The organism is Comamonas nitrativorans (assembly GCF_042654765.1).
In the GTDB taxonomy this organism is placed as follows: Bacteria; Pseudomonadota; Gammaproteobacteria; order Burkholderiales; family Burkholderiaceae_C; genus Comamonas; species Comamonas nitrativorans.
Window position 1 is genome coordinate 1 of sequence record NZ_JBHSEW010000009.1, and the last position, 25,105, is coordinate 25,105.

Sequence of the window (25,105 nt, forward strand, 5' to 3'; positions counted from 1 at the left end):
ACTGCACAGAACACCTCGTACAGATCGAGCTTGATCGGTTTGGTGCTGCGTCGAACGCTGCGCAACAGCGGCTCGATCTCGGCAAATTTCTCTCGACTGATGTCGCTTGGGTACGGCTTTCTTTTCATCCAAGGATTGTCGGGGGCAAAAAGATCGTAAACACGTTCTTACGGACGCGTTGCTGGGTGTGGGCCTTTTCGCTTGCTGCGCAGCTTCAGTCTGGCCTGGTTTGCAGGGAGTTGGCCCAGTCGGGGGTGGGCGTGCCTTGTCCGGCGGGGTGCTGGTAGCGGGAATTGCTGCGCCAGATGCCGCCTGCCCAGCCGAGCTGCGGTTCGGTGCGGTACCAGAACCATTGGCCGTCGGCGTCCTGCGCCAGCCAGTTCCAGTCGGGGCCGGGGGCGTCGCGCCAGTCGGGGGTGGCGGGATGCGGGGGCAGAGGTGCGGGGGGTGTTTGCATATACTGGCTTTCTTTCGCTTTCTCGTGCCAATTTTGCGGGATTCTGCGGGCTGCACAGTCCATCAACCGGGGAGACAAACCACTATGCAAACTTCTGGCTGGATCGCTTTGGGCGTGGCGGCGGCGCTGGCGCTTTGGGCCGTTGTCCTGCACAACCGCCTGCGCCAGTTGCGCAACCGGGTGGACAACGCTTTTGCGCAGATCGACGTGCAGCTCAAACGCCGCCATGACCTCATCCCCAATCTGGTGGAAGTGGCCCGGGGCTATATGGCGCACGAGGCCAGCACGCTGGAGGCCGTGGCCCGCGCCCGGGGGCAGGCCGCGCAAGCGGCCGCCACCGCCCGCCGCCATCCGGGCCAGACGGCTGCGATGGCCGGTCTGGCCGGGGCCGAGGCCGCCCTGGGCGCCAGCCTGGGCCAGCTCATGGTGCTGACCGAAAACTATCCCGACTTGAAGGCCGATGCCCAGATGCAAAGCCTCAGCGAGGAAATCACCAGCACGGAAAACCGCCTGGGCTTTGCCCGTCAGGCGTACAACGATGAAATCCTGACCTACAACGATCAGGCCAGCCAGTTCCCCGACCTCGTCATCGCCCGGCTGATGGGCTTTGCCCATCTGGACATGCTGCAGGCGACCCAGTCGGCCCACGAACGCGCCGCCCCCCAGGTACGTTTCTAATCCTCTGCCGATGGTTCGCCCCCAAGGTTTCTGGGACACCCAGCGCCAGGCCCGCCGGCGCACGCGCCGCCTGCTGCTGGGTTTTTTCCTGTGCGTGCTGCTGTGCCTGGGCGTCGTCCACCTGGGGCTGACGCTGGCCTGGTGGCTGCTGCTGCACGGCTGGCCGTACCCGCGCGGGTTTGTGCTGACCAACCTGGGGGTGACGCTGTTTTTCATCCTCGGCGGCTGGTGGGTGGAGCATGACGCCATGCAGGGGGGCGGGCGCAAGCTGGCGCAGCTGGTCGGCGCCCGCCCGGCGCAGACCGGGCGCAACCTGCCGGAGCAGCAGCTGGTCAATACCGTGCAGGAAATGTGCGTGGCCGCCCACATGCAGCCGCCGCAGGTAGTGGTGCTGGCCCGCACGGATGCCATCAATGCCTTTGCCGCGGGCTGGGCGCCGGAGGACGCCGTGATTGCCGTCACCCAGGGGGCGCTGGACTACCTGACCCGCGACGAGCTGCAGGGCCTGGTGGCGCACGAGCTGTCGCACCTGAAGGAAGGCGACACCTACCTGAACATGCACCTGGTGGGCATGGTCTACGGGCTGGAGCTGATCCATAACTTTGGCGCCACCCTGCGCGAGGAAGGCGGCGGATTGGGGCGCTGGTTCGGCAGCGCCATCATGGCGGCGGGCTGGGTGGGGTGGTTCAGCGGCAAGCTGCTCAAGGCGGCGGTTTCGCGCCAGCGCGAATGGCTGGCCGATGCCCGGGCGCTGCAATGGACGCGCAACCCGGCCGGTATCGGCGGGGTGTTGCGCAAGGTGCTGTACCAGCGCCAGCAGGCGCAGCGCGAGCGCGGCCATTGGCACCACGACCGGCGCAGCCATGCCGGATTGCACCACCCCCTGGTGCAGCACATGCTGCTGGCCGAAGTGCCGGACAGCAACCGCCTGGCGCACTGGCTGGATGCCCACCCGCCGCTCAGGGAGCGCATTGCCCGGGTGTACGGCCACCCCATGCCGGCCATGGCGCTGGATAAACGCGATTAGCAGGGCAGGGGGCCTTTGTCTTCCTACATCCGGGCGGCAGCCCAGGGTTGCAATTGCGCTTCGGGCAGCGGCTTGCTGAAGAAATAGCCCTGGAAGATGTCGCAGCCCGAGGCCTTCAGGTGTGCCAGCTGCGCCGGGGTTTCCACCCCTTCGGCCAGTACCTGCATGTCGAGCTGGTGGGCCATGGCGATGATGGCCTCGATCAGCACTGCCGGGCGCTTGCCGCCCAGGACGGCGGGCGTGGGCGCGTCGATGTCCATGACGAAGGAGCGGTCGATTTTCAGCGTGTCGATGGGCAGGCGCTTGAGGTAGGACAGGCTGGAGTAGCCGGTGCCGAAATCATCGAGCGCGAAGCGCACGCCGTAGCGGCGCAGCTGCTGCATTTTCTCCAGGGTGGCGTCCAGATCGTCGGCGACCACGGTTTCGGTCAGCTCCAGTTCCAGCGACAGGGCGTTCAGGCCCAGTTGCTCCAGGATGGCGTGGACGCGATCGACAAAATCCGGCTCCCGGAACTGCCGGGGGCTGACGTTGACGGCCATGGTCAGCGGCTGTGCCCAGGCGGCGTGGGCGGGGTCGCTCTGCCAGCGGCGCAGGGTCGTGGCCGCTTCCTGCAAGACCCAATGGCCCAGGGGGATGATCAGGCCGCTGGCCTCAGCCTCGGCAATGAAGGCGCCGGGGGAAATCAGCCCGCGCCTGGGGTGCTGCCAGCGCACCAGGGCCTCCACCCCGTGCAGCTGCCCCTGGGCGTTGACTTGCGGCTGGTAGTGCAGCAGCAGTTGCTGCGCTTCGGGGGGCGCGATGTGCAGGGCGGCGGTCAGGTCGGTGCGCAGCGCCAGGCGGGTGCTGGCCGCTTCCTGCAGGGCATGGGCAAAAAAGCGCACCCGGTTGTCGCCGGCGGCTTTGGACAGGTGCATTGCCGTTTCGGCCTCGCGCAGCAGTTCGGGCGGCTCCTTGCTGTCGTTGGGAATCATCACCAGCCCGGCGCCGGCGTTCAGATGCAGGGTGTGCTGCTGTACGGGCAGGGGGTGGGCGATCTGGGCCAGCAGTTGTTCGACCTGGCGGGCTGCCTGGGTGCTGGCTTCTTCCAGGGTGCCGCTCAGATTGGTCAGCAGCAGGGCAAAGGTGTCGCTGTGGATGCGGGCCAGCAACTGGTGCGGGGCTTGCTGGCTGCTCAGGCGCTGGGCCAGAGCCCGCAAGGTGGCATCGCCCGTGGCCATCCCCAGCGAGTCGTTGATGGCCTTGAAATTGTCCAGATTGAAGGTTGCCAGGGCGGCGCGGCGCTTGGGGTGGTGTTCGACCTCCTGGAGTTCGGTGCGGACATGGTCGAAGAGCTGGCGGCGGTTGGGCAGGCCGGTGAGGGCGTCGAAGTGCGCGAGCTGGCGGATTTGTGCTTCGGCCTGCAGGCGTTCGCGGATGTCGCGGGCGACCACCGTGCGCACGCTGCGGCCATTGATTTCGCGCTGCAGGGCGGTGACTTCGCAGGGGATAGGCGTGTGGCCGTCGCTGGCCAGGAAGTCCACGTCCCAGGTGCCCTCGATACCGCCGGCAGCACGTTTCCTGATGATCGGGCGGTATTCGGGGGTAACGAGGCTGAAGATGTCGCAGCCGATCAACTCCTTGGCGCTGCGCCCGAGCAGTTTTTCGGCGTTGGTATTGACGTCGAGAATGGTGCCGTTGGCATGGAAGAAAATCGCCTCCAGCGTGGCGTCGGCCAATTGGTGAAAGCGTGTTTCGCTGGCAGCCAGGGCGGCCTTGCTGGCTTGCAGGGTCTGCGCCATGTGTTGCAGGGACTGGCCCAGTTCGAACATTTCCCCCTGGCCGGTCAGGGGCGGGGGGATATTGAAATGGCCGGCGCCGATGGCCCGCATGGCCGTTTGCAGCGTGGCGACGGGCCGCAGGATGTAGTGGCGGCCAAAGCCCAGCAGCAAAATGGCCGATACCCCGGTGATGGCGATGGACATCAGCAGTTGCTCCAGGATGCGCTGGTGCCATTGCGCCGCCAGGGGCGCCAGGTCGTACTCCAGCACCAGGGTGCCATAGCGGCTGGCGCGGATTTCGTGGGGCTGCAGCGGCATGGCCACCGGGGTCTGCGCATGCAGGCGCAGCAGCGCACTGTCCAGCAGCAGGCGCGTCTGCGGGGCGTCCAGGGCCGGGGGCATGACGGGCTGGGGCAGCACGCGGGCCGCCGGCTGCCCTTTCCAGGCAAAACGGGTGGCGGCCAGCACGGTGCCGTGCTCATCCAGCAAGGCGGCGTAGTCGATGGTGGGGGACAGCCCCAGCTCGGCCACGATGGCGTCCAGGCCGCTGCCATCGTCCCGGCGCAGCACCGTCTCCAGCGACCGCCGGGTGCCGAGCAACTGGACGTAGGCCGTGCGGTCGGTAAAGCGCTGCAGGTCTTCCTGGGCATGGCGGCGCTCCAGCATGGTCAGCAGCGCCAGTATCAGCAGGCCCGCCACGGCCAGGGCCACGGGCAGCCACACCTGCAGCCGCACGGAACGCAAGGGGGTGTCAGGGGTCATGGCGCGGCCTCCACCGCGAAGTCGGCGCGGATCAACGCTGCCGTGTCGGGCGGGCTATGCAGCAGGTGGTTTTGCTGCATGGTCTGCACCAGCTGGCGGGTGGTGGCGGGCAGCCCGGTGTTCGGGTCGGTAAGCAGCTGCCGGTTCATACGGGCATCCGGCAGCTCGATACCCGAGAGCGCGTCGGCCACGTTTTCTGCGGCAACCCCCTGGCGCGGCGCCATGTGCTGCCAGGCCTGATCGGGCGTCTGGCGCAGGTATTGCAGGGCACGCTGCTGCCCGGCGATGACCTGGGCGATCTGCGGGCGGCAGCAATCGAGGGCACTTTGGCGGGCCACCAGCACATCGACGATCTGCCCGGGAATGTCCTGGCTGGTAAACAGCTCCAGCCCGCCGGTGTGCAGCAGCTTTTGCCGTGCCGGATCGAAGGTGACCACGGCATCGATCGCATTGGCCTGCCAGGCGCTGAAATGCTCGTCCAGCGGCAGGGGCACGATGGTGATGTCCTGCACCTGCAGGCCGGCCTGCTGCAAGGCCGCATCCAGCATGTAGGCGCCGGTGGCGGTTTGCTCCACGCCGATGCGCTTGCCGCGCAGTTGCGCCAGGGCGGTAATGGCCGGCTTGGCAATCAGGGCATCGGCGCCGGCAGAGATGTTCAGCACCCACAGCACCGAAATCGGCTGCCCCTCCTGGGCCAGCAGCAGGGCTTCGTCCAGGGTGACGGCGGCCATGTCCAGGGTGCCGATGCGCAGCGCATCCAGGGTTTGGGTGGTCGAGGCCAGCTCCACCAGGCGCAGGTTGGCACCGTCGTAATAGCCCAGCTCTCGCGCCAGGTACAGCGGTTCGTAGCCGATCCAGGTGTTGGTGCCCAGGGTGAGGGGCGGCTGGTAGCGCGGGCTGCAACCGGCCAGGAGCCAGGTCAGGCCCAGCACGGCCAGAAGGGAGCACGGAAGGCGGAGGAGGCGCAGCATGGGGCGGCAGGAAAATGCCGCAGAGAACGCGGCTTGTATCCAATTATGACAGCAACCCCAGCGACAATGGGGGATTGTCAATGCCGCATCAGTCGGGTACTCGGTTGCAGCAGCACCACCAGCGCCCCGGCGCCGCCGTCGGCAGGCCGCGCCTGGACGAAGGCCAGCACCTCGCGCTTTTGCACCAGCCAGCGCAGCACCTTGGCCTTGAGTACCGGCACCTTGCCCGGCGAGCCCAGGCCCTTGCCGTGGACGATGCGCACGCAGCGCAGTCCGGTGCGGTGTGCCAGGCGGATGAACTGGCCCAGGGCCTCGCGGGCCTCGTCGGTGCGCAGGCCGTGCAGGTCGAGCTGGCGCTGGATGCTCCACTGCCCGCTGCGCAGCTTGCGCAGCACGTCCGGGCCGATGCCGGGGCGGCGGTAGCTCAGGTCGGCGTCCACTTCCAGCAGGGTGCTGATGTCGAACTCGTCGCTCATGGCTTCGCGCAGCACGTTCTGCTCGTCGATCTGTAGCTGTAGCGGTTCTGGCGGTGCGGGTTCCAGCGGGATTTGATACAGATTTTGCGCCCGCAGCGGCGTGACCGGGCCGACGGTCAGGGCAAACAGGTTGCGTTCGCGCTCGGCCTGGCGCCGGGCGGCGATGCGGGCCTGCTGCTGCGCGGCCTGCTGGGCGTTGCGCTGCCGGATTTCCTGGGCCACGGCTTTCAGGCTGTGCAGGCCGGACAGGGGGGCGTGCTGCTTCACAGCTGCCCCTGTTCGGCCAGCGACAGCGCCTGGCCTTGCGCCACGATGAGGTGGTCGAGCACGCGCACGTCGATCAGCGCCAGGGCGCCGGTCAGCGTCTGCGTGAGCTGGATGTCCGCCGCGCTGGGGGTCACGCTGCCGCTGGGATGGTTGTGTGCCAGCACCACGGCCGCCGCATGGTGGTGCAGGGCCCGCAGCGCCACTTCGCGCGGGTAGACCGAGGTCTGGGTGAGCGTGCCGCGAAACAGCTCCTCCAGCGCAATCAGGCGGTGCTGGCTGTCCAGAAACAGCACGGCGAACACCTCGTGGCGCAGGTGCGCCAGATGCAGTTGCAGATAGTGCTTGACGGCCTGCGGGCTGTCGAACAGCGGCTGCTGCCGCAACTGCTGCGCCGTGGCGCGGCGGGCCAGTTCCATGACGGCCAGGATTTCGGCCTGCTTGGCCATGCCCAGCCCCTTGATGCCGGTCAGGCTGCCCGCACTGGCGTTGAGCAGTCCGGCCAGACCGCCCTGGCTGTCGAGAATGTCCTGCGCCATGTGCAGCACGCTGCGCCCGGCCAGCCCGGTGCGCAGCAGGATGGCGAGCAGCTCGGCATCGGCCAGGGCGCCCGCGCCCCGGGCCAGCAGCTTTTCGCGCGGCAGGGTATCGGATGGCAGGTCTTTGAGCGACATCAGAAGGCGGGAATGAGGGTGGGATGAAGGGCCAAACGCGGCTTCTTACAATGTCGGCCAGTTTATAGGGAGTCCCATGACCGATACCGCACCTCAACCCCAAGGCCAGCCCGCCCGCGTGCAAGCCGGCGCTTTTTTAACCTTGCATTACCGCCTGGGCGGCGCCACCGGCGATGTGGTGAACACCTTTGGCGGCAAGCCCGGCACGCTGACCCTGGGCATGGGCGAGCTGGCCCCTGCGCTGGAAGAAAAGATCATCGGCATGGCCGAGGGCGAACGCGCCAGCTTTGCGCTGCCGGCCGGTGCCGCTTTCAGCGAGCGCAACCCCGAGCTGGTGCAATGGGTGTCCCGCAAGCTGCTCAATGAACAGGGCGATCCGGACGAGCAGTACCAGGTGGGCGAAGTGGTGGAGTTCCCCACCCCCGACGGCGAAGGCAGCTACGCCGGTGCCGTGGTGCAGGTGCGCGAGGATGGCGCGGTGCTGTTCGACTTCAATCACCCGCTGGCCGGCCAGCCGGTGACGTTCGAAGTCGAAATCATCGGGATCATCTGAGGTGATGGAGCCCAAGGAAATCCTCCTGGCCGAGCCGCGCGGCTTTTGCGCCGGGGTCGATCGCGCGATCGAGATCGTCGAGCGGGCGCTGACCAAGTTCGGCGCCCCCATCTACGTGCGCCATGAAATCGTCCACAACACCTACGTGGTCAACGACCTGAAGGCACGCGGCGCGATCTTCATCGAGGACCTGGCCGACGTGCCGCCCGGCGCGACCCTGGTGTTCTCCGCCCACGGCGTGAGCCGCGAGGTGCAGGAGGAAGCCCGGCGGCGCGGCTTCAGCATCTTCGACGCCACCTGCCCGCTGGTGACCAAGGTACACGTCGAAGTGGCCAAGCTGGCCAAAGAGGGCTACGAGTTCCTCATGATCGGCCACAAGGGCCACCCCGAGGTGGAAGGCACCATGGGCCAGCTCCTGGACGGCATCTACCTGGTCGAGGACGAGGCCGACGTGGCCCGCGTGCAGCCGCGCCAGAGCGAGAAGCTGGCCGTCGTCACCCAGACCACCCTGAGCGTGGACGATGCCGCCAGCATCCTGGCCGCCATCCGCCAGCGCTTTCCGCAGATTCGCGAACCCAAGCAGCAGGACATCTGCTACGCCACGCAGAACCGCCAGGACGCCGTCAAGCAACTGGCCGCGCAGGTGGACGTGGTGATCGTCGTCGGCAGCCCCACCAGCAGCAACAGCAACCGCCTGCGCGAGCTGGCCGAGCGCCTGGGCACGCCCGCCTTCATGGTCGACAGCCCCGAGGAATTGCAGCCGCACTGGTTCGCCCAGGCCGCCCGCGTCGGCCTGACGGCGGGCGCATCCGCCCCCGAAGTGCTGGTGCAGGGCGTGATCGAACGCATCCGGGCGCTGGGCGCCGCCAGCGTGCGCAAGATGGACGGGCTGGAGGAAACCATCAAGTTCCCCCTGCCCAAAGGCCTGAAGCTGGAGCCGGTGTCCATCAGCAAGTCGAAAAAATAAAGAGCTGCTTACGCGCAAAAACAAAGGATTTCAGATGGTTTTATATCTAGAAATCTTTATTTATCAGCGGAAAAAGCTATTATTTTTAGTAATCAAGCCGCCTGTTTCTTGCGCCCGGCGTGCCAGCTACCATAGATGGCGATCAGCCCCGGCACCAGGATCAGGCCCCAGATGATTTTTTCCAGATTGGCCTGCACCCACGGCAGGTTGCCGAAAAAATACCCCGCCGTGCCAATGCCCAGCACCCACACCAGCGCCCCGACCACATTGAACAGCGTGAACTTGCTGCGCGACATGGCCGCCACCCCGCCCACGAAAGGGGCAAAGGTACGGATGAACGGCATGAACCGCGCCAGGATGATGGTCACGCCGCCGTAACGTTCGTAAAAATTGTGGGCCTGGTCGAAAGCGCGGCGGTTGAACCAGCGCGAGTTCTCCCACTGGAACACCTTGGGGCCGATGAAGCGGCCAATGCTGTAGTTGCACTGGTCGCCCAGAATCGCCGCCACCAGCAGCACCCCCATGGCCAGGGTGAAATCCATCAGCCCCGCGCCGCACATGGCGCCGACGATGAACAGCAGCGAATCGCCGGGCAGAAAGGGCATGACGACCACCCCGGTTTCCACGAACACGATCAAAAACAGCAGGGCATAGACCCAGGGGCCATAGGCCACCACGAAGTCCTGCAAATGCCTGTCGATATGCAGGATGAAGTCGATCAAGAACGCGGCAATTTCCACAACACAGCCCCTGGGCGCAAACAAAAGAAAGCGCGTACTGTAGCGCCGCGCACCGGCGCTTCAACAAACGCCAGGAAAACTCTGCACGAATCACGCAGTGCGGCGCTTCGTGCAGAGCTTTCCTAAGAACCTGTTCACGATCTTTTCCTGGTGCCCGTTGCCCCGCCAAGGCGGCAGATGCAAGGCGCAAACCACAGACGCCCTGGTGGGGCGGCGAGGATTTGCAACGCCGCAGATGCTGTCTTGGCGAGGCAACCCTTCGGGCAAGGCAGCCAACAGCCGCACTCGTCGTTGCGCACCTTGACTAGGCCACCAGCCTGGCCTGCGGCACGCGCCTAGATTGCGGCGGTTGGCTGCCTTGCGGGCACCATGAAAAGATCGTGAACAGGTTCTAACAAACCGGCAGTCAACTTTACGTACGGCAACCCTTGTTTACCGGGCGGGCTGGCACAGTACGGCGACCCATTGCACGCTACATACAACAGGAGGATCGTCTTATGGCCCGCACCCCAACCCTCATCATCAGCACGGCCCTGGCACTGGGCCTGGCCGGCTGCGCCAGCCACCCGACCAACGCACAGATCGGCACGGGTGCCGGTGCGGTGGCTGGCGGCCTGCTGGGCGACGTCGTCTTCGGCTCCACCCTGGGCACCGTCGGCGGGGCCGCTGCCGGTGCCCTGATCGGCAACGAAATCGGCAAACGCAACGATGGCCCCAGCCAGAAAAAACGCGGCAAGCACCGCCATTGACCCCCACCATGCGCCTGTGGCCGGGAGGAGCGGCCCAGGTGCATAAAATCCCTGCAATGAGCAGCACCCCGGTTTCCACACTCCCCCCCTGCGCCGCCCCATCCAGGACCTGCCCGACGAACTCATCAGCCAGATTGCCGCTGGCGAGGTGGTCGAGCGCCCAGCCTCCGTGGTGCGCGAACTGGTCGATAACGCCCTGGACGCCGGCGCCCACCAGATCACCGTGCGCCTGCTGGCCGGCGGCGTGCGCCTGATCAGCGTCGAGGACGACGGCTGCGGCATTCCGCCCGAGGAGCTGCCCGTGGCCCTGCGCCGCCACGCCACCAGCAAGGTGCGCGATCTGCACGAGCTGGAGAGCGTGACCACCATGGGCTTTCGCGGCGAGGCGCTGGCGGCGGTGGCCTCGGTGTCGCAGACCAGCATCCTCTCGCGCACGGCGGATGCCGACAGCGCCTGGCTGCTGGACGCCCACAGCGGCGAACTGCGCCGTGCCGCCCGCGCCCAGGGGACGACGCTGGAGGTCAAGGAGCTGTTCTTCTCCACCCCCGCACGGCGCAAGTTTTTGAAAACCGACGCCACCGAGCTGGCCCACTGCATCGAAAGCGTGCGCCGCCACGCCCTGGCCCGCCCGGACGTGGGCTTTGCCATCTGGCACGAGGGCAAGCTGGTCGAGCAGTGGCGTGCCCTGCCGCCGGACACCGAACGCAGCCAGGCCCTGGCGCGGCGGCTGGCCGATGTGCTGGGGCAGGACTTCGTCGATCAATCCCTGCCGGTGGAGCGGGTGTTCCACAACGGTGCGATCACCGTCTATGGCCGCGCGGGCCTGCCGGACGCCGCCCGCAACCGGGGCGACCAGCAATACAGCTATGTGAATGGCCGCTTCGTGCGCGACAAGGTGATCAGCCACGCCGCCAAGGCCGCTTACGAGGACGTACTGCACGGGCACAAGCAGCCGGTATACGCGCTGTATATCGAGATCGACCCGCTGCGCGTGGACGTGAACGTACATCCCACCAAGATCGAAGTGCGCTTTCGCGACAGCCGCGAAGTCCACCAGGCCGTCAAGCACGCCGTGGAAGATGCCCTGGCCGTGCCCCGCGCCCAGTTGCTGACACAGACCGAACCGACGGCAGCCCCCATCCCGCCCACGGCGACGCCCACAACGGCAGCAGCCCGCGTACCGGCCCAGTACCAGCACAACATCCCGCTGAACACCGCTGCCGGGGCGCTGCAACCGGCCCAGCTGCAAGCCCTGTGGGCACCGCTGCGCGAGGCTGCACTGCCCGCAACCGCCCCCATCCCCACCGCAGTCCCGGCCCCCACAGCGGGCTTCGCCACCCCGCCCGCCACAGACCGTGCCGACGCCCCCCCCTTGACAGTGCAGGAAGGCCCCCCGGCGACCGCCGTGGCCGCCCCCGCGCCAGCGGCCCCCGGCCACTGGCCGCTGGGCCGCGCCGTGGCGCAGATCCACGGCGTCTACGTCCTGGCGGAAAACGCCCAGGGCATGGTCATCGTCGATATGCACGCCGCGCACGAACGCATCGTCTACGAGCGCCTGAAGGCGCAGCTGGGCAACGACCAGCCAATTGCCAGCCAACCGCTGCTCATCCCCGCCACCTTCGCCGCCACGCCGCAGGAAGTGGCCGCCGCCGAGGCGCACAGCGCCAGCCTGCACACCCTGGGGCTGGAGATTGCGCCGTTTTCGCCCAAGACCCTGGCCGTGCGCTGCGTCCCCGCCCTGCTGGCGCAAGGCGATGCCGTGGAGCTGGCCCGCAGCGTGCTGGCCGAACTGCAACAGCACGAAGCCAGCACGCTGATTGCCCGCGCCCGGCACGAAATCCTGGCCACCATGGCCTGCCACGGCGCCGTGCGGGCCAACCGCCGCCTGAGCCTGGAAGAAATGAACGCCCTGCTGCGCCAGATGGAACAGACCGAACGTTCCGACCAGTGCAACCACGGCCGCCCCACCTGGCGGCAGCTCACGATGCCGGAGCTGGACGCCCTCTTTCTGCGCGGGCGCTGAACAACACCGCCGACCGCACCGCCGTTTTGCACTGCCGTTTTGCATCGCCCCTGCCCTGCCTTCGCATCGACTTCTGCCATGCCCATCCAACCCGCCCACCCCAACGCCACGCCCTTCCTGGCCCGCCTGCGTCAGATGCTCGACCAGCTCTCGCCCACCGAGAAAAAGCTGGCCCTGCTGGTGCTGGACACGCCCATCCACCTGGGCAGCTACAGCGCCAGCGAGCTGGCGCAGATCACCGACGTCTCCAACGCCACCATCACCCGCTTTGTGCGCCACCTGGGCTACGGCAGCTATGAAGAAGCCCGCCGCCAGGCCCGGCTGGAAGCCGACGCCGCCGGTACCCTGCCCCTCCCCCCCGCCGCCCTGGCCAGCGCCAACGCCCCCAACAGCCAGGCGCTATGGCAGGCCCAGCAGGACAAGCTGCGGGCCACCCTGGCGCAAATCCCGGCCAGCACCATGAACGCCATCGCCGCCGCCCTGCACCGCGCCCCGCGCGTGACCGCCCTGGGGCTGGGGGCCAATCACCTGCTGGCCCAGCAGTTGTGCCAATTGCTGGCCCAGGCGCTGGGCAAGCCCGCGCAGGCCGAACCGGCTGCCGGGCAGACGCTGGACACCGCCCTGGCCCCCCTGGCCCGTGGCGACATCCTGGTGCTGTGCGCCCTGGGCGGCGTGCCCGCGCCGCTGCTGGCGCTGGGCCAGCAGGCGCAGCGGACGGGCATCCAGCTGCTGTGCATCACCGACCTGACCAGCGCTGCGCCCGCCTCCGACTGGCTGCTGCGCTGCGACAGCACCCCGCACGCCCCCATGCTGGCCCACCTGATCGATACCAGCGCCGCGCACACCCTGGTCTACGGGCTGGTGGCGCACACCGTGCAATGGGGCGCCACGCCCTTTGAGCTGGAATAACGGCATCCGCCGCAGGGCGTAGCCCAACCCTCCGCTATCACAGCGCTGACCGCGGCCTGTTTCCGCGAACTGCGGTGCGCAAATGCAGGCAGTGCGGCGATTTCACATAAGAAATACATGGCAAAAATAACATACAATACGAGAATGATTTTTAATCTTAGTCGCATCATTTATTACATTAAATGATGCAAGAACAAGAAAAACAGATCGATGGATGCTGCAAAGCAAATACTCTCATGCAGGCAAAAATTGAATTGTGCTTGGTTGTTGCAGGTAAAGATTGGAAAACCATAAGGAAAGACGAAATACGCGAACGATCAACAGGAGGTGAATAATGATCAAAAATCCGGAAAAATATGCAAGCTTACCCACAATGCTTTTGATGTGTTTCTAGACACCATGCCTGTTCGGTGTGGTGTTATTTTTTTTATTGACCAATTTTCTGTCTGGCCTTCGCTTGCTTTTTGGCAGCATCCACTGTGCCGCTGGTCGCAAGTGTTGTTATGACCAGGGCGAAGAAAAGATTGACGCTTATTGGTTTTTTGCATGTTACAGAATACAATTCATAATTCGGTCACTACATGAACAATTCTCCAAAAGAATCACTCCATTTTCTTGGCATTCAATGGGAGTCATGGAATGCTGAAGATTTTTTGCTAAATTTCATCGTCATGACTTCCACGGTGATAATAATTTTTGGCGGCTATCTTGTGACAAAAAGTCTGATAACTGGGAAATGGAAGAGAAGACTGGATAACTGGTTGGAATTTTCGATTCTTATGTCGCTTGTCATTTTCATCAGCAAGATAATAATGAAGCGTATTTGTTTTCATTAAATAAAATCACCATGTACGCACATTGGTGCATAGCTTGGCTGCCCACGCCATGCAGTGGGGGTGCCACGCCCTTTGAGTCAGAGTAAAAACACAATCCAAAAAATTACGCCAAACGCTTGTGCCTTCCGGGGTACAAGCGTTTTTTTCTGCCATCGCGGCGATGTATCGCAAACGGTGATGCCAGGATGACTCGATGCAGATTGCATGAGGTCATACGTTTTTGGCATAATCTGCTGCATCGCAATAACGCTATGAAAGGCCGGTTTCCCCATGACGCTCCCCACCCTCGACCAATTCCTGCATGACGTTGCCCGCCGCAACCCCGACCAGCCCGAGTTCCTGCAAGCGGTCACCGAGGTCATGGAAAGCCTGTGGCCGTTCATTTCCGCCAATCCGCACTACGCCGACCACGCCTTGCTCGAACGCCTGGTCGAGCCGGAGCGCCTGATCCAGTTCCGCGTCTGCTGGCACGACGACAAGGGGCAGGTGCACGTCAATCGCGGCTACCGCATCCAGCACAGCATGGCCATCGGCCCGTACAAGGGCGGCCTGCGCTTCCACCCCTCGGTGACGCCTTCGGTGCTGAAATTCCTGGCCTTTGAACAAACCTTCAAGAACGCCCTGACCGGCCTGCCCATGGGCGGCGGCAAGGGCGGCTCGGACTTCGACCCCAAGGGCAAGAGCCAGGCCGAGGTGATGCGCTTCTGCCAGGCCTTCGCCAGCGAGCTGTTCCGCCACGTCGGCCCGGATACCGACGTGCCTGCGGGCGACATCGGCGTGGGTGGCCGCGAAGTGGGCTTTATCGCCGGGATGTACAAGAAGCTGACCAACACCGCCGCCTGCACCTTCACGGGCAAGGGCCTGACCTTTGGCGGTTCGCTGATGCGCCCCGAGGCCACCGGCTACGGCACGGTCTATTTCGCGCAGGAGATGCTGGGTACCCGGGGCAAGGAGCTGGCCGGCAAGCGCGTGAGCATCTCCGGCTCGGGCAACGTGGCGCAGTACGCCGTGGAAAAAGCCCTGCATCTGGGCGCCAAGGTGGTGACGGTGTCCGACTCCGCCGGCACGGTGTACGACCCCGAGGGCTTCACGCCCGAGAAGCTGGCCCAGCTCATGGAAATCAAGAACGAGCGCTATGGCCGCGCCAGCGAGTACGCCGCCCTGGTCGGTGCGCAGTTCCTGGAAGGCCAGCGCCCCTGGCACATTCCGGTGGACATCGCCCTGCCCTGCGCCACGCAGAACGAGCTGGACGAAGCCGACGCCCGCACCCTGGTCAAGAACGGCGTGCTGTGCGTGGCCGAAGGGGCCAACATGCCCAGCACCAACGAAGCGGCCAAGGTGTTTGAAGAAGCCGGCGTGCTGTACGCCCCCGGCAAGGCCAGCAATGCCGGCGGCGTGGCCACCTCGGGCCTGGAGATGAGCCAGAACGCCATCCGCCTGTCCTGGACCGCCGAAGAAGTCGATCAGCGCCTGCACGGCATCATGCACGGCATCCACGCCGCCTGCCTGGAACATGGCCGCCGCGCCGACGGCAGCATCAGCTACATCCAGGGCGCGAACATTGCCGGTTTCGTCAAGGTGGCCGATGCCATGCTGGGCCAGGGCGTGATCTAAAAATCGTCAAACAGATACCAAAAGACGTTAAAAACGGTTAACGATCTGCACCAAGCCCGCCTCACTCCGAGGCGGGCTTTTTTTATTTCCTCATCCATTCCCGCTTATTCCCAATTGCGCCCCAGCCGGGCACGCAGGTCTTCCAGAAACGCCTGCGCTGCCGGGGACAGGGCACGGCCCTTGCGGGTGAACGTCCAGAAGCTGCGCCGCACCACCGGCGCAACCAGCGGGCGCATGACCAGGCCGTTCTGCTCCACCAGCAGTCGCGCGTAGGGCAGGCACAGGGTGATGCCCAGCCCGGCACGCACCAGCGCCAGGGCCGAGGTCATGAACGTCACCTGCATGAAGGAATCCTGCTGCAAGTCGCGGGCCGCATCGCCAGCGTCGCTGACCAGCAACTCGGTGAATTGCCCCTGGAGCGTGATGAGGGGCTGGGCGCTCAAGTCCTGCCAGACCACCTGCTCCTGCGCGGCCAGCCGGTGGTCGGGCGGCAGCACCACCATGAAGGGCAGGGTGAACAGCTCGGCGGCCTCGATGTCGGAATTGGTTTCGCGCTCGGGGCCGATGCCGATGTCCACCTCGCCGGAAAACACCCGCGCCATGACGCTTTCCACCGCGCAATCGACCATGCGCAGCTGCACCCCGGGGTAGCGGGCCTTGAAGCCGGACATCACCTCCGGCAGCAGGGTGCAGGCCAAAAGTTGCGGCACGGCGATGCGCACCTTGCCGCGTTGCAGGGCCTTGAGGTTGCCGGCCTCGCTGACCACGCCCTCCAGGTCGTGCAGGATTTTTTCGATCTGCGGGTACAGCTCCTGCCCCATCACGGACAGCCGCAGGCGCCGCGTGCTGCGGTCGAACAGGCGCAGGCCCAGGCTGTTTTCCAGCTCGCGGATCAGGCCGCTCAGGGCCGACTGGGTGACGAACAGGCGCTCGGCAGCCAGGGTGAAGCTGCCCGTCTGGGCCACGGCGATGAAGGCGTGCAGTTGGCGCAGGGTGACATTCATAAGATAAACAAATAAATTGATAAGAAAAAACCGTTTGAATCATAAATTGATCTCCTTTGTAATGCAGCCAAGCACTGCCATTCAATCCAAGGAGAACCATCCATGAGCGAGAAGAAATTCGCCTCCCAGGCCGATCTGGAAGAAAAGAAGATCAGCTGGGAAAAACTCAGCGACAACGCCTACGCCTACACCGCCGAGGGCGACCCGAACACGGGCGTCATCATCGGCGACGACGGCTGCATGATCATCGACGCCACGGCCACCCCGGTGGCCGCGCAGGGCGTGATCGCCAAAATCCGCGAGATCACCGACAAGCCGATCAAATACGTGGTGCTGACCCACTACCACGCCGTGCGCGTGCTGGGCGCGTCGGGCTACAAGAGCGAAGGGCTGGAGCAGATCATCGCCAGCCGCGACACTTACGACCTGATCGTCGAGCGCGGCCAGCAGGACATGGATTCGGAAATCGGCCGCTTCCCGCGCCTGTTCCAAGCCGTCGAGAGCGTGCCCGGCCTGACCTGGCCGACCATGACCTTCGAGGGCGAAATGACCCTATGGCTGGGCAAGCTGGAGGTGAAGATCAAGCAGGTGGGCCGCGGCCACACCAAGGGCGACACCATCGTTTACCTGCCCAGCCAGAACATCTGCTTCTCCGGCGATCTGGTGGAGGCCGATGCCGCCTGCTACACCGGCGATGCCTATCTGGCCGACTGGCCGCAGACGCTGGACAACCTGGCCGCCATGCAGTTCGACAAGCTGATTCCGGGCCGTGGCCCGGCGCTGCTGACCCCGGCGGACGTACAAAAGGGGCTGGCCTACACGCGCGATTTCGTCAGCACGCTCTACACCAGCGCCCAGGAGGCCGTGGCCCAGGGCATGGATCTGAACGCCTGCATGCAGCACACGCGCAAAAACATGGACCCCAAGTTCGGCCACGTTTTCATCTACGAACACTGCCTGCCTTTCGACGTGACCCGCGCCCATGACGAGGCCAGCGGCATCCGCGACCCGCGCATCTGGACGGCCGAGCGCGACAAGGAAATGTGGCACGCGCTGCAGCAAGCGTAAATCAATAGCTCCTACCGCTGATAAATAAAGGACTTCAGATACATAACTATCTGAAACATAGCAAATACGCGCGGTAGAAGCTATCTTTTAAAAGAATTACACCCGACGGAGACAAGATGCTATCCACCTACACCTATCCCAAATTCGAATACGTGCGCCCGCCCGAAGTGGCCGAGCAGCGCAGCGGTCACTACCCCGTGGTGGTGGTCGGCGCCGGGCCGGTGGGCCTGTCGATGGCCATCGACCTGGCGGCCCAGGGCCAGCAGGTGCTGCTGCTGGACAACGACGACACGGTGTCCATCGGCTCGCGCGGCGTGTGCTACGCCAAGCGGGCGCTGGAGGTGCTGGATCGCATGGGCTGCGGCACCCCCTGCGTGGACAAGGGCGTGTCGTGGAACGTGGGCCGCACCTTTTTCGGCGAGGGCGAGGTGTTCAGCTTCAACCTGCGCCCGCAGGACGGCCACCAGCGCCCCGGCATGGTGAACCTGCAGCAGTACTACCTGGAGGACTACCTGGTACAACGCGCCCGCCAGCTGCCCAACCTGGAGATGCGCTTCAAGAACAACGTCATCAGCGTCGAGCAAGATACTGACAAGGCCACCGTGCGCGTGGAAACGCCCGACGGCGCCTACACCCTGACCTGCGACTGGCTGGTGGCCGCCGACGGCGCCCGCTCGCCCATCCGCACCATGCTGGGGCTGGACATCGACGGCAAGATTTTCATGGACCGCTTCCTGATTGCCGACGTGGTGATGAAGGCCGACTACCCGGCAGAGCGCTGGTTCTGGTTCGACCCGCCGTTCCACCGCAACCAGTCGGTGCTGCTGCACAAGCAGGCCGACAACGTCTGGCGCATCGACTTCCAGCTCGGCTGGGACGCCGACCCCGAGGCCGAGAAAAAGCCGGAAAACGTCATCCCCCGGATCAAAGCCATGCTGGGCGACGAGCGCGAGTTCGAGCTGGAATGGGTCAGCGTCTACACCTTCCAGTGCCGCCGCATGGGCCAGTTCAACCACAACCGCGTGCTGTTCGTGGGCGATGCGGCGCACCAGGTCTCGCCCTTCGGCGCCCGCGGCGCGAACAGCGGCATCCAGGACACGGACAACCTGGCCTGGAAGCTGAAACTGGTGCTGGACGGCAAGGCCCCCGCCGCCCTGCTGGACAGCTACAGCGCCGAGCGCTGCTACGCCGCCGACGAGAACATCATGAACTCCACGCGCTCCACCGACTTCATCACGCCCAAGAGCAACGTCAGCAAGGCCTTCCGCAATGCCGTGCTGGAGCTGGCGCAGGACTACCCCTTTGCCCGCGCCCTGGTGAACTCGGGCCGCCTGTCGGTGCCGAGCTGGCTGGTCGATTCGCCGCTGAACACGCCGGATGCCGAACCCTTCGCGGGCAACATGATTCCCGGCGCACCGATGGACGACGCCCCCGCCACCGGCAGCCGCACCGGCTGGCTGCTGGGCGAGATGGACACGCAATTCCAGCTGCTGTGCTACGTCGACGACGCCAGCCAGATCGGCCCCGACCAGGCCCGGGCGCTGGCCGCCCTGGCCCACGACAACATCGGCGTGCGGGCCGTGGTGGTGGCAAAAACGAACACCGCCGGCACAGCCGGGCACGGACTGCCGACGCTGCTGGACGAACAAGGCACCATTGCCCAGCGCTACGACATGCAGCCGGGCACCTGCTACCTGGTGCGCCCCGACCAGCACGTTGCCGCCCGCTGGCGCAGCTTCGACGCCGCCCGGGTGCGTGCCGCCGTGGCCCGCGCCACGGGCAACGCCGCTGCCAGCGCCTAAAACAGCCCACGGCCCACGGCCCAGGCACCCCATAAAAATCCAAGGAGACACCCCGCCATGCCCCTGATCACCGACGCCAACCTGCAAGAACCCGGCAAGCGCTACTTCCAGGCGTATTCGCCCGGCGACGATTTCTACGAAGCCCTGATCGACACCCACCAGGGCCTGAGCGACGAGCAGAGCCTGGCCGTCAATGCCCGCCTGGTGCTGCTGCTGGCCAACCACATCGGCGACATCGGCGTGCTGCGCGAGGCGCTGGCGATTGCCCGCAAGCCCTTCCAGAATTAACCGCCACCACAACCCACCACCTGCCACAACCACCACCAAGGAGACAACCATGGCCTTTCTCAACGGCGTTCACCATGTCGCTTACCGCTGCAAAAACGCGAAGGAAACCGTGGAGTGGTACCAGAAGTATCTGGACGCAAACTTCATCCTCGCCATTGCCGAGAACCAGGTGCCCTCGACCAAGGAGCCTGACCCCTACATGCACATCTTCATCGACATCGGCGGCAGCAACATCCTGGCCTTCTTCGAGCTGCCGACCAAGCAGCCGATGATCGCCCCGTCCGATGCCAACACCCCGGCGTGGACGCAGCACCTGGCGCTGAAGGTCGATTCCATCGACACCATGATGCAGGTGAAGGCGAAGATGGAAGCCGACGGCATCGAAGTCATCGGCCCCACCGACCACACCATCTTCCAGTCCATCTACTTCCGCGACCCTTCGGGCCACCGCCTGGAGCTGGCCGCCGACACCGCCACGCCGAAGATGAACAAAATGCTCGACGAAGTGAAGTGGGACATGCTCAACGAATGGGACCGCACCAAAAAGGCGCCCGAACATGCCCGCTGGATGCACGACGGCAGCTACGCCAACTAATTCCATTGCTCAATCATCCGATTACTTTGTCGGCTGCGCTTGCCGTGCGTCAGCACTGTCTGCGCTTCGCCTTCGCGTACTCGAATGATTGAGCAATGGAATAACAACCTGAAGGAACCCCACTCCATGAAACTTGCCACCCTGCAACAAGGCGGCCGCGACGGCACCCTGGTCGTCGTCAGCCGCGACCTGAGCCGCTGCCGCGCCGTGCCCGCCATTGCCCGCACCCTGCTGGCCGCGATGGACGACTGGGCCACGGTGGAGCCGCAACTGCGCCAGGTGTACGCAGCGCTGAACAGCGGCGCGATCGAAGGCCAGCCGTTCGACCAGGCCGCCTGCCACAGCCCTCTGCCGCGCACCTGGCAGTGGGCCGACGGCTCGGCCTACATCAACCACGTCGAGCTGGTGCGCCGCGCCCGCAACGCCGAGGTGCCCGAGAGCTTCTACACCGACCCGCTGATGTACCAGGGCGGCAGCGACGGCTTCATCGCCCCGCGTGCACCCATCGTCGCCAAGGAGGCCTGGGGCATCGACATGGAGGCGGAAGTCACCGTCGTCACCGGCGACGTGCCCCTGGGCGCCACGCCCGAGGAAGCGGCCAAGGCCATCCGGCTGGTGATGCTGGTCAACGACGTATCGCTGCGCAACCTGATTCCGGCAGAGCTGGCCAAGGGCTTCGGCTTTTTCCAGAGCAAACCGGCCAGCGCCTTCAGCCCCGTGGCCGTCACGCCCGACGAGCTGGGCGACGCCTGGCAGGACGCCAAGGTCCACCTGCCGCTGGTGGTGCATCTGAACGGCGCACTGTTCGGCAAACCCAACGCCGGGGTGGACATGACGTTCAACTTCGGCCAGCTGATTGCCCACGTGGCCAAGACGCGCACGCTGTGCGCCGGCTCGGTCATCGGCTCGGGCACGGTGTCGAACAAGCAGGGCAACCTGTGGGGTTCCTCGATTGCCAACGGCGGCGTGGGCTATTGCTGCCTGGCCGAAGTGCGCACCTACGAAACCATCGAGCAGGGCCAGCCCGCCACGCCCTTCATGCGCCACGGCGACGTGGTGCGCATCGAGATGTTCGACGCCCAGGGCCAGAACATCTTCGGCACCATCGAAAACCCGGTGGACACCCGCAGCCTGGATTGAGCGCCCGCTGAATTTCACAAAACCGAAGGAGACAAGCACCATGAAAAAAACCCTCATCGCCCTGGCCTGCGCCAGCGCCAGCCTGGCCGCCAGCGCCGACCCCGTGATCCTGAAAGTGGCCCACTTCTGGCCCGCCACCGCGCTGTCGCAGCAAAAGGTGCTGGAACCCTGGTGCGCCAAGATCGCCCAGGAATCCAACAACACCCTGCAATGCCAGATTTACCCCTCCATGCAGCTGGGCGGCACGCCGACGCAACTGATCCAGCAGGCCATCGACGGCGTGGCCGACATCGTGTGGACGCTGCCGGGCTACACCGCCGGGCGCTTTCCGTCGATGGAGGTGATGGAAATCCCCTTCCTGACCAAGGATGCCGAAGGCAGCAGCCGCGCCGCCTGGGAGATTTACCAGAAGTACGGCCAGAAGGACTTTGCGGGCCTGAAGGTTCTGGCCTTCCACACGCATGACCGGGGACAGATTCACAACAACAAGCGCCCCATCACCAAGGTGGCCGACTTCAGGGGCCTGAAGCTGCGTGCCCCCACGCGCCTGACCAACAAGATGATTGCCGCCCTGGGCGCCACCCCCGTGGCCATGCCCATGCCGCAGACGCCGGATGCAGTCTCCAAGGGCGTGGTCGATGGCTACGTGATGCCCTGGGAAGTGGTGCCGACCATGAAGCTGCACGAGATGACCAAGTACCACTCGGAAATCAACCCGCCGCAGCCCGGCCTGTACACCACGCTGTTCACCATCGCCATGAACCAGGCCAAATACGACAGCCTGACGCCGGAGCAAAAGAAGGTGATCGACGCCAACTCCGGCGCGGACTTCTCGGCCTCAGTCGGCAAGGTCTGGGATGAATCGGCCCCTGCCGCCCGCAAGCAGGCACAAGACCGGAGCAACCAGTTCAACACCATCGGCGCCGCCGAGGTGGAGGGCTTCCAGAAAGCCACCGCCCGCGTCGCCACCGACTGGGTGAAGGAAGTGACAGCCAAGGGCTACGACGGCAAGGCCATGCTGGAAGACGCCCAAACCCTGTCTGCCAAGTACGCAAAATAAAAACTCCATAGCTTCTACCGCGCTTGTTGATTGAATTTCAGAGTGTTTTTTTTATCTGAAATCCTTTGTTTACCAGCGGTAGAAGCTTCTTTTATTGAATATCCGATGACCGAAGTTCTCCATCCCCCCGAAGGCGAATCTGCCTCCAGCGCCCCGGCGGCCCCGCAGGATGCGCTGGGCCGTTTCCTGCTGGGCTGGTCCCAGCTTTCCGCCCTGTGCGGCGTGGTGCTGCTGGTGGGCATCTGCCTGCTGTGTACCTGGAGCGTGCTGGGCCGCGCCCTGTTCGATACCCCCGTCATGGGGGACGTGGAAATCGTGCAGATCGTCTGCTCGCTGGCCATTGCCTCCTTCCTGCCCTACGCCCAGATGAAAAACGCCCACGTCATCGTGGACTTCTTCACCCACGGCGCCAGCCCGCGCACCCGCGCCCTGCTGGACATCCTGACCGCACTGGTTCTGGCCCTCGTCGCCGCCTGGCTGACCTGGCGCAGCACGGCGGGCGCCATCGACGCCTACAGCAACGGCGAGGCGTCGATGATTCTGGACTGGCCGCTGTGGTGGGCGCACATCACCATCGCCCCCGGCTTTGCCCTGCTGACGCTCACCGCCCTCTACACCGCCTGGAATCTGGGCCGCAACATGAATGACAACGGCCAGGGAGGTGCAGCATGAGCGGCGTCACGATCGGATTCCTGATGGGCGGGCTGGTGCTGGTGCTGCTGGTCATCCGCATCCACATTGCCGTGGCGATGCTGCTGGCCGGGGGCATCGGCTACGCCCTGGTGGCGGGCATCGACCCGCTGTTCAACTACGCCAAGACCATGGCCTTCGCCCGCTACTCGGTCTACGACCTGTCGGTGGTGCCGCTGTTTCTGCTGATGGGCAACCTGGCCTCGCGCGGCGGGCTGTCGCGGCGGCTGTTCCAGGCCACCAACGCCTTCCTGGGCCACTACCGGGGCGGCGTGGCGATGAGTGCGGTGGGCGCCTGCGCCGGGTTCGGGGCCATCTGCGGCTCCTCGCTGGCCACGGCGGCGACGATGGGGCAGGTGGCCCTGCCGGAGCTGCGCCGCTACAACTATTCGCCGGCGCTGGCCACCGGCGCCCTGGCGGCGGGCGGCACGATGGGGGTGCTGATTCCGCCCTCGGTGGTGCTGGTGATCTACGCCGTGCTGGCCGAGCAGAACGTGGCCTCGATGTTCATCGCCGCGCTGCTGCCGGGCCTGCTGGCCCTGGGCGGCTACATGGTCGCCATCATGGTCTACGTGCGCGTTTCGCCCAGCAGCGGCCCGGCTGCGCCGCGCATGAGCTGGCCCGAGCGCCTGCGCACCCTGCGCGAGGTCTGGCCCATCATGGCGGTGTTCATCACCGTGATCGGCGGCATCTACGGCGGCATCTTCACCCCGACCGAGGCCGCCGCCATCGGCACCATGGCCACCGGCGCCCTGGCCCTGTTCATGCGCGAGCTGACCTGGAAGGGCATCGTCGATGCCGCGCTGGACACGGCATCGGCCACGGCCATGATCTTCCTCATCCTGCTGGGCGCCGACCTGCTCAACGCCTTCTTCGCCATCTCGCAAATGCCCGTGGCCGCCGCGCAGTGGGTGCTCAGCTCCGACCTGTCGCCCATGCTGGTGCTGGTGGGCATCGTGCTGATCTACCTGGTGCTGGGCTGCGTGATGGACAGCCTGTCCATGCTGCTGCTGACCATTCCCATCTTCCTGCCCATCGTGCTGGGGCTGGACTTCTGGGGCCTGGGCCAGACGGACAAGGCCATCTGGTTCGGCATCCTGGCGCTGATGGTGGTGGAAATCGGCCTCATCACCCCGCCCGTGGGCATGAACCTGTTCATCATCAACAGCCTGGCCAAGGACGTGCCGATGAAGGAAACCTACAAGGGCACCCTGCCCTTCATCCTGTCCGACCTGGTGCGCACGGTGGTGCTGATGCTGGTGCCCGGGCTTTCGCTGTGGCTCGTCCACATGCTCAATTAAAGCCAGGAGGCCTGTTTTCCCCATGCTCACTCTGTACACCTACTTTCGCAGCTCGGCCGCCTACCGCGTACGCATTGCCCTGGGTCTGAAGGGGCTGCCCTATGCCAGCGCCCCCGTCCATCTGGTGCGCGACGGCGGGCAGCAGCACAGCCCGGCCTACCAAGCCATCAACCCGCAGCAGCTGGTGCCCGCCCTGACCACCGAGGACGGCACCGTGCTGACCCAATCGCTGGCCATCATGGAGTATCTGGACGAGGCCTACCCCGACCGCCCCGCCCTGCTGCCCGCCGATGCCCTGGGCCGCGCCCGCGTGCGGGCCCTGGCACAGGCGGTGGCCTGCGAGATCCACCCGCTCAACAATCTGCGCGTATTGCGCTACCTGATGCAGGAGCTGGGCACGACCGAGGCCCAGAAAACCGCCTGGTACCAGCATTGGGTATGCACGGGCCTGGACGCCCTGGAGGCCATGCTGGCCAGCAGCGGCGCCACCGGGCGCTTCAGCCACGGCGACCGCCCCTCCCTGGCCGACTGCTGCCTGGTGCCGCAGATGTTCAATGCCCGGCGCTTCGGCTGCCCGCTGGAGAACTACCCCACCATCGCCCGCATCGTGGCCGCCTGCGAGCAATTGCCCGCCTTCCAACAGGCTGCCCCCGAGCAGCAGCCCGACGCACAGGCATAGCAGCGCTACACTCCGGCCGCA

General features: G+C 65.4%; 25 protein-coding genes and 1 pseudogene. 18 read left to right on the forward strand and 8 right to left on the reverse strand.

Annotated features, from left to right (window positions below):
• Positions 1-128, reverse strand: a pseudogene (locus ACFO3A_RS10715) (IS5/IS1182 family transposase); the annotation flags it as partial.
• Positions 129-214: 86 nt separating this feature from the next.
• Positions 215-457 (reverse strand): hypothetical protein, encoded by a 243-nt coding sequence (locus ACFO3A_RS10720; RefSeq protein WP_377726227.1) that lies wholly within the window; start codon positions 455-457, stop codon positions 215-217.
• 84 nt (positions 458-541) lie between these two features.
• On the opposite strand from ACFO3A_RS10720, the gene ACFO3A_RS10725 reads away from it, so the two are divergent.
• Both ACFO3A_RS10725 and ACFO3A_RS10730 read left to right on the forward strand, forming a co-directional pair.
• Entirely contained in the window at positions 542-1,135 is a 594-nt protein-coding gene (locus ACFO3A_RS10725; protein ID WP_377726229.1) for a LemA family protein, read from the forward strand.
• Positions 1,136-1,145: 10 nt separating this feature from the next.
• Positions 1,146-2,162: a M48 family metalloprotease gene (locus tag ACFO3A_RS10730; RefSeq protein WP_377726231.1), complete on the forward strand. Its 1,017-nt coding sequence runs from the start codon at positions 1,146-1,148 to the stop codon at positions 2,160-2,162.
• A gap of 23 nt (positions 2,163-2,185) precedes the next feature.
• Here ACFO3A_RS10730 and ACFO3A_RS10735 read toward each other — a convergent pair whose 3' ends face one another.
• The 4 genes from ACFO3A_RS10735 to radC all read right to left on the reverse strand — a co-directional run bounded on the left by ACFO3A_RS10735 (position 2,186) and on the right by radC (position 7,066).
• A complete protein-coding gene (locus ACFO3A_RS10735) occupies positions 2,186-4,681 on the reverse strand; it encodes an EAL domain-containing protein (RefSeq protein ID WP_377726232.1) in 2,496 nt (831 codons plus the stop codon).
• Positions 4,678-5,652 carry an ABC transporter substrate-binding protein gene (locus ACFO3A_RS10740; RefSeq protein ID WP_377726234.1) on the reverse strand — a complete coding sequence of 325 codons (975 nt, stop codon included), beginning with the start codon at positions 5,650-5,652 and terminating at the stop codon, positions 4,678-4,680. Before ACFO3A_RS10740 ends, ACFO3A_RS10735 begins: the two co-directional genes overlap by 4 nt.
• A 77-nt stretch (positions 5,653-5,729) precedes the next feature.
• Positions 5,730-6,338: a Smr/MutS family protein gene (locus ACFO3A_RS10745; RefSeq protein WP_377726496.1), complete on the reverse strand. Its 609-nt coding sequence runs from the start codon at positions 6,336-6,338 to the stop codon at positions 5,730-5,732.
• A 53-nt stretch (positions 6,339-6,391) separates the two neighbouring features.
• On the reverse strand, positions 6,392-7,066 hold the full coding sequence (radC, locus tag ACFO3A_RS10750; RefSeq protein ID WP_377726236.1) for a RadC family protein: 675 nt from the start codon (positions 7,064-7,066) through the stop codon (positions 6,392-6,394).
• A gap of 76 nt (positions 7,067-7,142) precedes the next feature.
• Between radC and ACFO3A_RS10755 the strand changes: the two genes are divergently transcribed.
• Both ACFO3A_RS10755 and ispH read left to right on the forward strand, forming a co-directional pair.
• Complete coding sequence (locus ACFO3A_RS10755) at positions 7,143-7,619, forward strand: FKBP-type peptidyl-prolyl cis-trans isomerase (protein ID WP_377726238.1); 477 nt, start codon at positions 7,143-7,145, stop codon at positions 7,617-7,619.
• Positions 7,620-7,623: 4 nt separating this feature from the next.
• Entirely contained in the window at positions 7,624-8,586 is a 963-nt protein-coding gene (ispH, locus tag ACFO3A_RS10760; RefSeq protein WP_377726498.1) for a 4-hydroxy-3-methylbut-2-enyl diphosphate reductase, read from the forward strand.
• A gap of 92 nt (positions 8,587-8,678) precedes the next feature.
• Here the strand turns inward: ispH and ACFO3A_RS10765 are convergent, their stop codons facing one another.
• Positions 8,679-9,326: a DedA family protein gene (locus ACFO3A_RS10765; protein ID WP_377726240.1), complete on the reverse strand. Its 648-nt coding sequence runs from the start codon at positions 9,324-9,326 to the stop codon at positions 8,679-8,681.
• A gap of 497 nt (positions 9,327-9,823) precedes the next feature.
• Between ACFO3A_RS10765 and ACFO3A_RS10770 the strand changes: the two genes are divergently transcribed.
• The 5 genes from ACFO3A_RS10770 (at position 9,824) to gdhA (ending at position 15,457) form a co-directional block, all read left to right on the forward strand.
• Positions 9,824-10,075 (forward strand): glycine zipper domain-containing protein, encoded by a 252-nt coding sequence (locus ACFO3A_RS10770; protein ID WP_377726241.1) that lies wholly within the window; start codon positions 9,824-9,826, stop codon positions 10,073-10,075.
• An 88-nt stretch (positions 10,076-10,163) separates the two neighbouring features.
• Positions 10,164-12,098 carry a DNA mismatch repair endonuclease MutL gene (gene mutL, locus ACFO3A_RS10775; RefSeq protein WP_377726499.1) on the forward strand — a complete coding sequence of 645 codons (1,935 nt, stop codon included), beginning with the start codon at positions 10,164-10,166 and terminating at the stop codon, positions 12,096-12,098.
• A 78-nt stretch (positions 12,099-12,176) separates the two neighbouring features.
• Positions 12,177-13,007, forward strand: a complete 831-nt coding sequence (locus ACFO3A_RS10780; RefSeq protein ID WP_377726242.1) for a MurR/RpiR family transcriptional regulator — start codon at positions 12,177-12,179, stop codon at positions 13,005-13,007.
• A gap of 182 nt (positions 13,008-13,189) precedes the next feature.
• A complete protein-coding gene (locus ACFO3A_RS10785; protein WP_377726243.1) occupies positions 13,190-13,342 on the forward strand; it encodes a hypothetical protein in 153 nt (50 codons plus the stop codon).
• A gap of 771 nt (positions 13,343-14,113) precedes the next feature.
• Entirely contained in the window at positions 14,114-15,457 is a 1,344-nt protein-coding gene (gdhA, locus tag ACFO3A_RS10790) for an NADP-specific glutamate dehydrogenase (RefSeq protein WP_377726245.1), read from the forward strand.
• A gap of 104 nt (positions 15,458-15,561) precedes the next feature.
• Here gdhA and ACFO3A_RS10795 read toward each other — a convergent pair whose 3' ends face one another.
• The gene (locus ACFO3A_RS10795) at positions 15,562-16,461 is read right to left on the reverse strand and encodes a LysR family transcriptional regulator (RefSeq protein WP_377726246.1); all 900 of its coding nucleotides are present in this window, start codon (positions 16,459-16,461) and stop codon (positions 15,562-15,564) included.
• Between the two features lie 102 nt (positions 16,462-16,563).
• On the opposite strand from ACFO3A_RS10795, the gene ACFO3A_RS10800 reads away from it, so the two are divergent.
• From ACFO3A_RS10800 to maiA, 9 genes are all read left to right on the forward strand, one after another.
• Positions 16,564-17,529, forward strand: coding sequence for an MBL fold metallo-hydrolase (locus tag ACFO3A_RS10800; RefSeq protein WP_377726248.1), 966 nt, complete (start codon positions 16,564-16,566; stop codon positions 17,527-17,529).
• Between the two features lie 116 nt (positions 17,530-17,645).
• Positions 17,646-19,331: an FAD-dependent oxidoreductase gene (locus ACFO3A_RS10805; protein WP_377726250.1), complete on the forward strand. Its 1,686-nt coding sequence runs from the start codon at positions 17,646-17,648 to the stop codon at positions 19,329-19,331.
• 57 nt (positions 19,332-19,388) lie between these two features.
• Positions 19,389-19,619, forward strand: coding sequence for a DUF2783 domain-containing protein (locus ACFO3A_RS10810; RefSeq protein WP_377726251.1), 231 nt, complete (start codon positions 19,389-19,391; stop codon positions 19,617-19,619).
• Positions 19,620-19,668: 49 nt separating this feature from the next.
• Positions 19,669-20,214 (forward strand): VOC family protein, encoded by a 546-nt coding sequence (locus ACFO3A_RS10815; protein WP_377726252.1) that lies wholly within the window; start codon positions 19,669-19,671, stop codon positions 20,212-20,214.
• Between the two features lie 126 nt (positions 20,215-20,340).
• On the forward strand, positions 20,341-21,354 hold the full coding sequence (locus ACFO3A_RS10820) for a fumarylacetoacetate hydrolase family protein (RefSeq protein WP_377726254.1): 1,014 nt from the start codon (positions 20,341-20,343) through the stop codon (positions 21,352-21,354).
• Between the two features lie 40 nt (positions 21,355-21,394).
• Positions 21,395-22,414: a TRAP transporter substrate-binding protein gene (locus tag ACFO3A_RS10825; RefSeq protein WP_377726255.1), complete on the forward strand. Its 1,020-nt coding sequence runs from the start codon at positions 21,395-21,397 to the stop codon at positions 22,412-22,414.
• A 105-nt stretch (positions 22,415-22,519) separates the two neighbouring features.
• Positions 22,520-23,086 carry a TRAP transporter small permease gene (locus ACFO3A_RS10830; RefSeq protein ID WP_377726257.1) on the forward strand — a complete coding sequence of 189 codons (567 nt, stop codon included), beginning with the start codon at positions 22,520-22,522 and terminating at the stop codon, positions 23,084-23,086.
• Positions 23,083-24,405 carry a TRAP transporter large permease gene (locus ACFO3A_RS10835; RefSeq protein ID WP_377726259.1) on the forward strand — a complete coding sequence of 441 codons (1,323 nt, stop codon included), beginning with the start codon at positions 23,083-23,085 and terminating at the stop codon, positions 24,403-24,405. Before ACFO3A_RS10830 ends, ACFO3A_RS10835 begins: the two co-directional genes overlap by 4 nt.
• Positions 24,406-24,427: 22 nt before the next feature.
• A complete protein-coding gene (maiA, locus tag ACFO3A_RS10840) occupies positions 24,428-25,084 on the forward strand; it encodes a maleylacetoacetate isomerase (protein WP_377726261.1) in 657 nt (218 codons plus the stop codon).
• The last annotated feature ends 21 nt before the right edge of the window (positions 25,085-25,105 follow it).

What these genes read in the sequence shown, in the direction of transcription:
- ACFO3A_RS10785 (WP_377726243.1), top strand. Translation starts at nt 13,190, where the DNA reads ATGATGCAAGAACAAGAAAAACAGATCGATGGATGCTGCAAAGCAAAT.
- maiA (WP_377726261.1), top strand. Translation starts at nt 24,428, where the DNA reads ATGCTCACTCTGTACACCTACTTTCGCAGCTCGGCCGCCTACCGCGTA.
- ispH (WP_377726498.1), top strand. Translation starts at nt 7,624, where the DNA reads ATGGAGCCCAAGGAAATCCTCCTGGCCGAGCCGCGCGGCTTTTGCGCC.
- ACFO3A_RS10805 (WP_377726250.1), top strand. Translation starts at nt 17,646, where the DNA reads ATGCTATCCACCTACACCTATCCCAAATTCGAATACGTGCGCCCGCCC.
- gdhA (WP_377726245.1), top strand. Translation starts at nt 14,114, where the DNA reads ATGACGCTCCCCACCCTCGACCAATTCCTGCATGACGTTGCCCGCCGC.
- ACFO3A_RS10810 (WP_377726251.1), top strand. Translation starts at nt 19,389, where the DNA reads ATGCCCCTGATCACCGACGCCAACCTGCAAGAACCCGGCAAGCGCTAC.
- ACFO3A_RS10820 (WP_377726254.1), top strand. Translation starts at nt 20,341, where the DNA reads ATGAAACTTGCCACCCTGCAACAAGGCGGCCGCGACGGCACCCTGGTC.
- ACFO3A_RS10770 (WP_377726241.1), top strand. Translation starts at nt 9,824, where the DNA reads ATGGCCCGCACCCCAACCCTCATCATCAGCACGGCCCTGGCACTGGGC.
- ACFO3A_RS10815 (WP_377726252.1), top strand. Translation starts at nt 19,669, where the DNA reads ATGGCCTTTCTCAACGGCGTTCACCATGTCGCTTACCGCTGCAAAAAC.
- ACFO3A_RS10780 (WP_377726242.1), top strand. Translation starts at nt 12,177, where the DNA reads ATGCCCATCCAACCCGCCCACCCCAACGCCACGCCCTTCCTGGCCCGC.
- ACFO3A_RS10830 (WP_377726257.1), top strand. Translation starts at nt 22,520, where the DNA reads ATGACCGAAGTTCTCCATCCCCCCGAAGGCGAATCTGCCTCCAGCGCC.
- ACFO3A_RS10730 (WP_377726231.1), top strand. Translation starts at nt 1,146, where the DNA reads ATGGTTCGCCCCCAAGGTTTCTGGGACACCCAGCGCCAGGCCCGCCGG.
- ACFO3A_RS10755 (WP_377726238.1), top strand. Translation starts at nt 7,143, where the DNA reads ATGACCGATACCGCACCTCAACCCCAAGGCCAGCCCGCCCGCGTGCAA.
- ACFO3A_RS10835 (WP_377726259.1), top strand. Translation starts at nt 23,083, where the DNA reads ATGAGCGGCGTCACGATCGGATTCCTGATGGGCGGGCTGGTGCTGGTG.
- ACFO3A_RS10735 (WP_377726232.1), bottom strand. Translation starts at nt 4,681, where the DNA reads ATGACCCCTGACACCCCCTTGCGTTCCGTGCGGCTGCAGGTGTGGCTG.
- ACFO3A_RS10795 (WP_377726246.1), bottom strand. Translation starts at nt 16,461, where the DNA reads ATGAATGTCACCCTGCGCCAACTGCACGCCTTCATCGCCGTGGCCCAG.
- ACFO3A_RS10800 (WP_377726248.1), top strand. Translation starts at nt 16,564, where the DNA reads ATGAGCGAGAAGAAATTCGCCTCCCAGGCCGATCTGGAAGAAAAGAAG.
- ACFO3A_RS10720 (WP_377726227.1), bottom strand. Translation starts at nt 457, where the DNA reads ATGCAAACACCCCCCGCACCTCTGCCCCCGCATCCCGCCACCCCCGAC.
- ACFO3A_RS10825 (WP_377726255.1), top strand. Translation starts at nt 21,395, where the DNA reads ATGAAAAAAACCCTCATCGCCCTGGCCTGCGCCAGCGCCAGCCTGGCC.
- ACFO3A_RS10725 (WP_377726229.1), top strand. Translation starts at nt 542, where the DNA reads ATGCAAACTTCTGGCTGGATCGCTTTGGGCGTGGCGGCGGCGCTGGCG.
- radC (WP_377726236.1), bottom strand. Translation starts at nt 7,066, where the DNA reads ATGTCGCTCAAAGACCTGCCATCCGATACCCTGCCGCGCGAAAAGCTG.
- ACFO3A_RS10740 (WP_377726234.1), bottom strand. Translation starts at nt 5,652, where the DNA reads ATGCTGCGCCTCCTCCGCCTTCCGTGCTCCCTTCTGGCCGTGCTGGGC.